The 9,407-nt window shown below is 74.5% G+C and carries 8 protein-coding genes; 5 read left to right on the plus strand and 3 right to left on the minus strand.

The genetic code is table 11. The annotated features are described in order from the left end of the window. The first annotated feature begins 37 nt into the window (after nucleotides 1-37). A complete protein-coding gene (locus FGE12_RS16050; RefSeq protein ID WP_153867338.1) occupies nucleotides 38-2,011 on the plus strand; it encodes a PAS domain-containing protein in 1,974 nt (657 codons plus the stop codon). Between the two features lie 9 nt (nucleotides 2,012-2,020). Here FGE12_RS16050 and FGE12_RS16055 read toward each other — a convergent pair whose 3' ends face one another. Genes FGE12_RS16055 through FGE12_RS16065 form a run of 3 tightly spaced genes read right to left on the minus strand, consistent with a single transcriptional unit; the run spans nucleotide 2,021 to nucleotide 5,483 of the window. Then, nucleotides 2,021-3,325, minus strand: a complete 1,305-nt coding sequence (locus FGE12_RS16055; protein ID WP_370459010.1) for an RNA polymerase sigma factor — start codon at nucleotides 3,323-3,325, stop codon at nucleotides 2,021-2,023. 52 nt (nucleotides 3,326-3,377) lie between these two features. After that, a complete protein-coding gene (locus FGE12_RS16060) occupies nucleotides 3,378-3,935 on the minus strand; it encodes an NADPH-dependent FMN reductase (RefSeq protein ID WP_153867339.1) in 558 nt (185 codons plus the stop codon). Between the two features lie 21 nt (nucleotides 3,936-3,956). Then, entirely contained in the window at nucleotides 3,957-5,483 is a 1,527-nt protein-coding gene (locus FGE12_RS16065) for a hypothetical protein (RefSeq protein ID WP_153867340.1), read from the minus strand. Nucleotides 5,484-5,727: 244 nt separating this feature from the next. On the opposite strand from FGE12_RS16065, the gene FGE12_RS16070 reads away from it, so the two are divergent. The 4 genes from FGE12_RS16070 (at nucleotide 5,728) to alkB (ending at nucleotide 9,242) form a co-directional block, all read left to right on the plus strand. Continuing rightward, nucleotides 5,728-6,672, plus strand: coding sequence for a DUF808 domain-containing protein (locus FGE12_RS16070; protein ID WP_153867341.1), 945 nt, complete (start codon nucleotides 5,728-5,730; stop codon nucleotides 6,670-6,672). Between the two features lie 109 nt (nucleotides 6,673-6,781). Further along, nucleotides 6,782-7,855 (plus strand): bifunctional DNA-binding transcriptional regulator/O6-methylguanine-DNA methyltransferase Ada, encoded by a 1,074-nt coding sequence (gene ada, locus FGE12_RS16075; protein ID WP_153867342.1) that lies wholly within the window; start codon nucleotides 6,782-6,784, stop codon nucleotides 7,853-7,855. After that, nucleotides 7,852-8,589, plus strand: coding sequence for a 2OG-Fe(II) oxygenase (locus tag FGE12_RS16080; protein WP_153867343.1), 738 nt, complete (start codon nucleotides 7,852-7,854; stop codon nucleotides 8,587-8,589). Before ada ends, FGE12_RS16080 begins: the two co-directional genes overlap by 4 nt. Then, nucleotides 8,586-9,242, plus strand: coding sequence for a DNA oxidative demethylase AlkB (gene alkB, locus FGE12_RS16085; RefSeq protein WP_153867344.1), 657 nt, complete (start codon nucleotides 8,586-8,588; stop codon nucleotides 9,240-9,242). Before FGE12_RS16080 ends, alkB begins: the two co-directional genes overlap by 4 nt. Nucleotides 9,243-9,407 lie beyond the last annotated feature (165 nt).

Here is a 9,407-nt window from a genome sequence, read left to right on the forward strand (position 1 = left end):
CTTGGGCCCGGCGGCTTCCCGTGGGAAGAAGGGGGGGATGGCCCGCCTCTCGTCCCCCGCTCCGGACCCCGCCCCGCTCGTCGAGACCGGCGCGCAGGTGTGGCTCGTCGAGGACAGCCCGCTCGAGGCCCAGCGCACGCTCTCCCTGCTCTCCGGCCAGTACACCGTCGTGCACTTCCCGGAGGCCGCCAGCATGCTGGAGCGGCTGAACGGCGCCGTGCCCCCGGACCTGCTGCTGCTGGACTGGCAGCTGCCCGGCGTCTCGGGCCTCGAGGCGCTGCGCTTCGTGCGCGAGCAGTACGACGAGGTGGCGCTGCCGGTGCTGATGATCACCTCGCGCGGCGCCCGCGAGGACGTGCGCGAGGGGCTCGCCGCAGGGGCCAACGACTACGTGGCCAAGCCCTACGACGACGTGGCGCTGCTCGCCCGCGTGCGCACCCTGGTGCGCGTGCGCCGCGCCTTCGCCCGGGCCGAGGACGCGCTCTCCCGGGCCGCGCTCGCGCGCCGCGAGCTGGAGCGCGAGCGCACCCACCTGCGCGAGCTGTTCGCGATCGCCCCGGCCATCGTGGGCGTCACCCGCGGGCCAGAGCACCGCTACGCGCTGGTGAACCCGCTGCACCAGCGCGTCATCGGAGGGGTGCGCCCGCTACTCGGCCGCACCGTGCGCGAGGCGGTGCCGGAGGTGGCGGAGCAGGGCATCCTCGCGCGGCTCGACGAGGTGTACCGCACGGGCGTGCCCTACGAGGGCAGCGAGGTGCCCCTGCGCCTGGATCGCCACGGCGACGGGCGCCTGGAGGATGCCTGGTTCACCTTCGTCTACCAGCCCACGCGCGACGTGGATGGCAAGGTGGACGGGGTGGCCACGTTCGGCTTCGAGGTGACGGCGCACGTGCTCGCGCGCCGGGAGCTGGAGGCCATCGCCCTCGCACTGCGGGCGAGCGAGGAGCGGCTGCAGCTGGTGGTGGACGCCATCCCCGCGCTCATCGCCTTCATCGACGTGGAGCAGCGCTACGTGCTGGGCAACGAGGCCTACCGCAGCTGGTTCGGCGTGGACCCGGCCTCCCTGCCGGGCCGCCGCATCTCCGAGGTGCTGGGCCCGGAGAGCTACCGCGGGGTGCTGCCCTACGTGCAGCGCGCGCTCGCGGGCGAGGCGGTGCGCTTCGAGACGCCCTTCGTGTTCGGCGGTGGGCGGCGCGGGCACCTGCAGGCCGCGTACGTGCCGTACCGGGGGGAGGGTGGAAGGGTGCTGGGCTACGTGGCCATCGGCTGGGACATGACGCGCGAGCACGAGGTGCGCGAGTCGCTGCGCCAGCAGGCGGACTTCGAGCGGCAGCTCATCGGCATCGTGAGCCACGACCTGCGCAACCCCCTGCACGGCATCCAGCTGTCCGCGGCCACGATGCTGCGCCGCCCCGGCCTGGACGAGCGCCACGCCGTCATCGCGCAGCGCATCCTGGCCACCTCGGAGCGCATGGCGCGGATGATCCGCGACCTGCTGGACTTCACCCGCGCCCGGCGCGGCGGCGGGCTCTCGCTCGAGCCCGCCCCGCTGGACCTGCACGCGCTCGCCACGCAAGGGGTGGACGAGGTGCTGCTCACCCACCCGGAGCGCCAGGTGGAGCGGGTGGCGGAGGGCGACGGACGGGGCAGCTGGGACGCGGACCGGCTCGCGCAGCTGCTGAGCAACCTGCTCGTCAACGCGCTCGCCTACAGCCCCCCGGACTCGCGCGTGAGCGTGCTCACCCGCGGGGAGGGCGACCACGTGCTGCTGCAGGTGCACAACTGGGGCGAGCCCATTCCGCCGGACCAGCTGCAGCGCATGTTCCAGCCCTTCGAGCGCGGCGAGAACAAGGTGAACGACGCCGGGCGCAGCATCGGGCTCGGGCTCTTCATCGTGCTGGGCATCGCGCGCGCCCACGGTGGGCAGGTGGAGGTGGAGTCCAGCGCCGCCGAGGGCACCACCTTCCGCGTGCGCCTGCCGAGGTCCCCTCTCCCTCTGGGAGAGGGCTAGGGTGGGGGATTAGCTCCCCTTGGCGCCCGACACCGCCGCGTCGCGCGCGCACGCAGCCGCGCGCTCCAGCAGCAGGCGCCGCTCGCGGTCGTTCTTCGTGAGGGCGGCCGCGCGCTCCAGCTCGTCCTTCGCCTCCGCGTAGCGCCCCAGCTTCGCGAGCAGGTCCGCGCGCACCGCCGGCAGCAGGTGGTAGCGCTCGAGCGCGCGCTCCGATTGCAGCGCGTCCACCAGCGCGAGCCCCGCCTCGGGCCCCTCGGCCATGGACACCGCCACCGCGCGGTTGAGCTCCACCACGGGCGAGCGCGTGAGCGCGGCGAGCGCCGCGTAGAGCGCCGCGATGCGCGCCCAGTCGGTGTCCTCGGCGCGCCGCGCGCGCGCGTGGCAGGCGGCGATGGCGGCCTGCAGCACGTAGGGGCCGTGCGCGTCCCCCAGCGCCTCGGCGCGCGCGAGCGCGGTGAGCCCGCGGCGGATGAGCAGCGGGTTCCACTGGGCGCGGTTCTGCTCGAGCAGCAGCACGGGCTCGCCCGTGGGGCCCACCCGGGCGCCCGCGCGCGAGGCCTGGATCTCCATCAGCGCGACCAGCCCGTGCACCTCGGGCTCCTGCGGCGCGAGCTCGGCGAGGATGCGCCCCAGCCGCAGCGCGTCCTCGCACAGCGCGGGGCGCATCCAGTCGTCTCCGGCCGTGGCCGCGTAGCCCTCGTTGAAGACGAGGTAGATGACCTCCAGCACGGAGGAGAGCCGCTCGGTGAGCTCGGCGCCCCGCGGCACCTCGAAGGGCACCTTCGCCTCCGCCAGCGTGCGCTTGGCGCGCACGATGCGCTGGGCCACGGTGGGCTCGGGCACGAGGAAGGCGCGCGCGATCTCCTCCGTGGTCAGCCCGCCCAAAAGCCGCAGCGTGAGCGCCACGCGCGCCTCGGAGGAGAGCACCGGGTGGCAGGCGGTGAGGATGAGGCGCAGCAGGTCGTCGCCCACGTGATCGTCGAGCGCCTCGTCCAGGTCCGGCACGGCCGCGGCCTGGTCCGCCTCCAGCTCGTGGCCCAGCTCCTCGTGCTTGCGCTCGCGCCGCTGCCCGTGGCGCAGCACGTCGATGGCGCGCCGCTTCGCGGTGGCCATGAGCCAGGCGCCCGGGTTCTGCGGCACCCCGCTCGCGGGCCACTTCTCCAGCGCCGCCACCAGCGCGTCCTGGGCGAGCTCCTCGGCGAGCCCCACGTCGCGCACCATGCGCACCAGCCCCGCGATGAGCCGCGCGGACTCGATCCTCCAGACCGCGTGGATGGCGCGGTGGGCCTTGTCGGTCTTCTCGTCCGTGCTCACGGCTCCGGACTAGAGCAGAGGGCTCGGGGCGCGCAAGGGGGCAGCGCGCGCCCTAGCCCTCGCTGCGCGCCGCGAAGCGGGCGAAGCCGGACATGTACTGGGTGAGCAGCTTGCGCACCGCCTCGTCCACCAGCGCGCCCTGCGCGTCGAACACCTGGCCCGCGCCCGCGACGTAGAGCGAGCCGCCCGACCAGAGCTCCGCGCCCAGCGTGTGCAGCACCGGCAGCCACGCGACCTGCGACAGGCGCGTGCCGCCGCGCCCCGGCGTCGCGCCCATGAGCCCCACCGGCCGGCCACCGAACACGCGCGGGATGTCCTGCGGCGGGCGCGAGAGCCAGTCGATCGCGTTCTTGAACACGCCGGGGATGGAGTTGTTGTACTCGGGCGTCACCAGCAGGAGTGCCTGCGCCCCGACGATGCGCTCCTTGAGCGCCGTCACCGCGGCGGGCAGCCCCTGCTCGCGCTCGAGGTCGCCGTCGTACAGCGGGATGCCGGCGATGGAGGCGATGTCCACCTCCACCCCGCGAGGCGCCAGCTCGGCGGCGGCGCGCAGCAGCGAGGCGTTGAACGAGCCCTTTCGCAGGCTCCCCGAGATTCCGACGATCCGCATGTGACCTCCCTCAGAGCACCCTCAGAACACCTTCTGCACCTCGAAGACGAAACCCTTGCGCAGCTCGCGATCCTCCGGCGTCTTGCCCAGCGCGCCGTAGAGGTTGAACTGCAGCGTGCCTTCGTAGAGCGCGTGCAGGCCCACGCCGAAGCTGTTGCCCCAGGTGAGCCGCTCGGTGCCGGACGTGCGCACGAGCCGCCCGAAGGTGGCGAAGTCGTGGAACACGCTCGCCCGGTACACGTCGCGCAGCAGTGACCACTGGAACTCCGCGCTCACCGAGCCCCCGCGCCGCAGGTGCTCGTCCCCGGCAATCCCGCGCAGGTGCCGGCTGAGCGGCTCCTCGTCCGGGTAGGCCACGCCCCCGAGCAGGTAGGTGCCGCGCCCACGCAAGAGCAGGTCGTGCCAGCCGATGCCCCACGCCTTGCGGTACTCCGCGCGCACCTCGGTGAAGGAGGCCTCCTTCACCCCCAGGTGGTGGCGCGCATCGAGGCTCAGCGCGTGCATCCGGTCCACCCGGCCCGCCTGCCCGCTGAAGACGCGCTCGGCGCGCGCCTGCACGAAGAGGTCCATGCGCGGCTGGTGCACCTGCTCGGCCACCTCGGGCAGCGCCACGCTGCCGCCCACCGTGTCCACCCCCAGCACGTCCGCGTAGCGCCCGCCCACGCCGGTGCTCAGGGTGAGCCGGCGCCAGGGCTCCACCAGCAGGTTGAGCGAGCCGGCCGTCTCCAGCTGGTAGGAGGCCTCGAGCCCCAGGTCCCCGCGCCGCTCGCGCACCACGTCTCCCTGCAGGAGCAGGTAGGGCCGCGCACTCGCGCCGATGAGCGGCGGCGCGAACCAGCGCACTTCGCCGAGCACGCGCGTGGGCACCGGGCGCAGGCCCCCGTCGCCCACCGGGTGCTGCATCCGCATCCCCACGCCCAGCCGCGCGCTCCACCGGTCGCGGCCGAGCAGGAGGCCCGAGCCCTGGTAGGCGCCCAGGACCTCCTGGCCGTACTGCGCCCCGGAGCGCACCTCCACGCCCACCCCCTCGCGCCAGGCCGGCTCCTGCACGAACACGTGCAGCTCGAAGGGGTGGCGCACCTCGGCCACCCCCAGGGACTGCAGCACCGCGAGCTCGTCCGCCTGGGGCCCCGTGTGGGTCACGCCGCGCGTGGGCACCAGCTCGTACCAGACGCGCTCCAGCCGCAGCTCCTCGCGCAGCCGCGTGAGCTGCTGCTCCAGCGCGCCCTGGTTGAACACGCCCGAGGGGATGCTCAGCCCCAGCCACAGCCGCAGCGCGCGCCAGCTCAGGCGCCCGCGCAGCACCACGCGCTCGAGCTGCCCCTCGTCCACGTCCGCGAGGAGGTCCGGGCCCTCCACCGTCACCGCCACGCTGCCCAGCGTGTAGCCCGCGCGGGTGAGGAAGCTGCTGAGCTGGCCCTGCACGTTCGCCGCCGCCTCCTCGTCCGCTCGCACGTCCGGCGGGGGACTGAGCAGCGCGCGGTACACCCCCTCGGCGAGCACGGCGTTGCCGCGGATGCACAGGCGCGGCGCGCCGGGGCGGGCCACCAATGGCTCGCAGTGCGCATCGTGCGGCAGCTCGGCGTGGGCAGTGCTCGGCGCGGCGCCCGCAAGCAGGAGCGCCAGCGCGCAGAGGGCAGGGAGGAAGACCGTCGGTGGGCGAGGGGTGTCCAGGGGCGGGGGCTCCGAGGCCGCAGCTTCGCACGTCCCTGCGCCTGCTGTGGTATCTCGCGAGCGTCCTACACGCGGCGTCGTGCCTCCCCGCCCCCTCCCCGAGCCCCGGAAGACCCACATGGCCGGCACCAGCCTCATCGCGCTCATCGACGACATTGCCAGCGTGCTGGACGACGTGGCGGTGCTCACCAAGGTCGCGGCCAAGAAGACCGCGGGGGTGCTGGGGGACGACCTCGCGCTCAACGCCCAGCAGGTGGCCGGCGTGCGCGCCGAGCGCGAGCTGCCCGTGGTGTGGGCGGTGGCCAAGGGCTCGCTGGTGAACAAGGCCATCCTGGTGCCCGCCGCGCTCGCCATCAGCGCGCTCGCCCCCTGGCTGGTGACCCCGCTGCTGATGGTGGGCGGCGGCTTCCTCTGCTTCGAGGGCTTCGAGAAGCTCGCCCACAAGCTGCTGCACCGCGAGGAGGACGATGCCCACCGCGGCGAGCTGCGCACGGCGCTCTCGGACCCGCAGGTGGACCTGGTCGCGCTCGAGCGCGACAAGATCAAGGGCGCGGTGCGCACCGACTTCATCCTCTCCGCGGAGATCATCGCCATCACGCTGGGCACCGTGGCCGCGGCCTCCTTCAGCACCCGGCTGGTGGTGCTCGCGGGCATCGCCGTGGTGATGACGGTGGGCGTGTACGGGCTCGTCGCGGGCATCGTGAAGCTGGACGACGCGGGCCTCTTCCTCAGCCGCCGCCCGGGGGGCGGCGCGCAGGGCCTGGGCCGTGGCATCCTCGCCGCCGCGCCCTGGCTGATGAAGGGGCTGTCCGTCGCGGGCACCGCGGCCATGTTCCTGGTGGGCGGCGGCATCCTCGTGCACGGCCTGCCCTTCCTCCACCACCTGGAGGAGGGGCTGCAGGAGCACGCGGGCGCGCTCGCATCGCTCGTGCCTCCGCTGCTCAGCGCGCTCGTAGGGGTGATGGCGGGAGGCCTCATCCTCCTCGTCGTCACGCTCGTGCAGCGGGTGGTGCGCGGCGCGAAGGCGGGCCCGGGCAAGGGCCCGGTGGCCGGGGCGAAGTAGCGCCGCGCTCGGGATTGCGGAGCAAGAGCCGGAGTGCTGGCACCCGGGGCCCCCATTAGCTTCCTCCCGTGACCCGCGGAAGTCCTCCGGGCGGGACGAGGAGCACGAGATGCCTGCGAAGAACGAGGAGCGCAGCACCCAGGTAGAGCAGGACGCCCGCTGGGCAGCCGTCCGGGCCCGGGACCCGAAAGAGGACGGCCGCTTCGTCTACTCGGTGCGCACCACCGGCGTGTACTGCCGGCCGTCCTGCGCCTCCAGGCCCGCGCGGCCGCAGAACGTGGCCTTCCACGCGGGGCCCAAGGAGGCGGAGGCCGCGGGCTTCCGCGCCTGCAAGCGCTGCCGGCCCACCGAGCCTCCGGCCGAGGAGCGCCGCGCCGCGCAGGTGGCCGCGCTGTGCCGGCTCATCGAGCGCAGCGAGCGCGTGCCGCGGCTCGAGGTGCTCGCGCGCCACGCGGGGCTCAGCGTCTTCCACACCCAGCGCCTCTTCAAGGCGGTGACGGGGCTCACCCCGCGCGCGTACGCGGCGGCGCACCGGGCGCGCCAGGTGCGCGCGGAGCTGGAGGCGAGCGGCAGCGTCACCGAGGCCATCTACGGCGCGGGCTACAGCTCGAGCGGCCGCTTCTACGCCGAGACGGATGCGCTGCTGGGCATGACGCCCTCGGCGTTCCGGGCGGGTGGGGCGGACGTGGAGATCCGCTTCGCCGTGGGCCAGTGCTCGCTCGGGGCCATCCTGGTGGCGGCGAGCGCGCGCGGCGTGTGCGCGGTGCTGCTGGGGGACGAGCCCGAGGCGCTGGTGCACGACCTCGAGCGCCGCTTCCCGCGCGCGACGTTGCTGGGCGCAGACCCCGCCTTCGAGAGGCTCGTGGCGCAGGTGGTGGGGCTCGTGGAGCAGCCCCGGCTCGGCCACGCGCTGCCCCTGGACGTGCGCGGCACGGCCTTCCAGCAGCGCGTGTGGCGTGCCCTGCAGGACATCCCCGCAGGGAGCACCGCGAGCTACGCGGAGGTGGCGCGGGCGATCGGCGCGCCGGGCAGCGTGCGCGCGGTGGCCGCCGCCTGCGCCGCCAACGCGCTCGCCGTGGCCATCCCCTGCCACCGGGTGGTGAAGAGCGACGGCGCCCTCTCCGGCTACCGCTGGGGCGTGGAGCGCAAGCGCGCGCTGCTCGAGCGCGAGGCCGCGCGATGAGGCCCGCACGCGCGCTCCCCGCCGAGCCCTCCGTGCCCGAGCGCCTCACGCGGGTGGACTGGGAGGCCGTCTCGCGCGAGCTGGACGCCCAGGGGGGCAGCGTGGTGCCCGGCCTGCTGCAGCCCGCGGAGTGCGAGGCGCTCGCCGCGCTCCATCCGCGCGAGGAGCTGTTTCGCAGCCGCGTCGTCATGGGCCGCCACGGCTTCGGGCGCGGCGAGTACCAGTACTTCGCCTACCCGCTGCCGCCGCTGGTCGCGCTGCTGCGCGAGCAGCTCTACCCGCGGCTCGCGCCGGTGGCCAACCGCTGGAGCGAGGCGCTGGGCCTGCCCACGCGCTTTCCCGAAGCGCACGCGCCCTTCGTCGAGCGCTGCCACGCCGCGGGCCAGCTGCGCCCCACGCCCCTGCTCTTGCAGTACGGCGAGGGGGACTACAACTGCCTGCACCAGGACCTCTACGGCGAGCACGTCTTCCCGCTGCAGGTGGCCTTCCTGCTCTCGGAGCCGGGGCGCGACTTCGAGGGCGGCGAGTTCGTGATGACCGAGCAGCGCCCGCGCATGCAGTCGCGGCCCATGGTGCTGCCGCTGCGCCAGGGCGATGCGGCGGTGTTCGCGGTGCACCACCGCCCGGTGCAGGGCACGCGCGGCGTGTACCGGGTGCAGCTGCGCCACGGCGTGAGCCGCCTTCGCGCGGGCCGCCGCCACACGCTGGGCCTCATCTTCCACGACGCGGCATGAGCGGCCCGCAGCTCACGCTCGACCTGGCCGGCGGGGCAGGGGAGACCATCGCGCTCGCCCCCGGGGCGCTGCTGCTGCGCGGCTACGCGCTGGCGGGCCTCGACGCGCTGCTCGCAGATGTCGAGTCTGTGCTCGCCCAGTCCCCGCCGCGCCACCTCACCACGCCCGGGGGCCTGCGCATGTCCGTCGCCATGACGAGCTGCGGGCCGCTGGGCTGGGTCTCGGACCGGCAGGGCTACCGCTACGCGGCGCTGGACCCGGAGCGTGGGGTGCCCTGGCCCGCGATGCCCGCCTCGTTCCAGCAGCTCGCCACCCGGGCCGCCGCGCGCGCGGGCTACGAGGGCTTCACCCCGGACGCCTGCCTCGTGAACCGCTACCTGCCCGGCGCGAAGCTCTCGCTGCACCAGGACAAGGACGAGCAGGACTACGGCGCCCCCATCGTCTCGGTGTCGCTGGGGCTGCCGGCGGTGTTCCTCTTCGGCGGCCTCGAGCGCAGCGAACGCCCGCAGCGCGTGCGGCTCGAGCACGGGGACGTGGTCGTCTGGGGCGGACCCTCGCGCCTGCGCTACCACGGCATCCTGCCGCTCGAGGACGGGCACCACGCACGGCTGGGCGCGCAGCGCCTCAACCTCACCTTCCGCAAGGCGCGCTGAGCATCGGGCGAAGCGGTGTGTGAATGTCCCCTCTTCCTCTGGCTCGTGTTTCGCCGTTTCAGCCCGAGGGAGTGAGGAGGAGTCCCGAGGGAGGACGGGAGCGGGGCTGGGTTTTATGTCGAAGGGGTGCGCAGAGGCGTGGGCGCAAAACGTCCACGCCCTCGA

The sequence above is a fragment of the Aggregicoccus sp. 17bor-14 genome (genome assembly GCF_009659535.1).
Classification (GTDB): domain Bacteria; phylum Myxococcota; class Myxococcia; order Myxococcales; family Myxococcaceae; genus Aggregicoccus.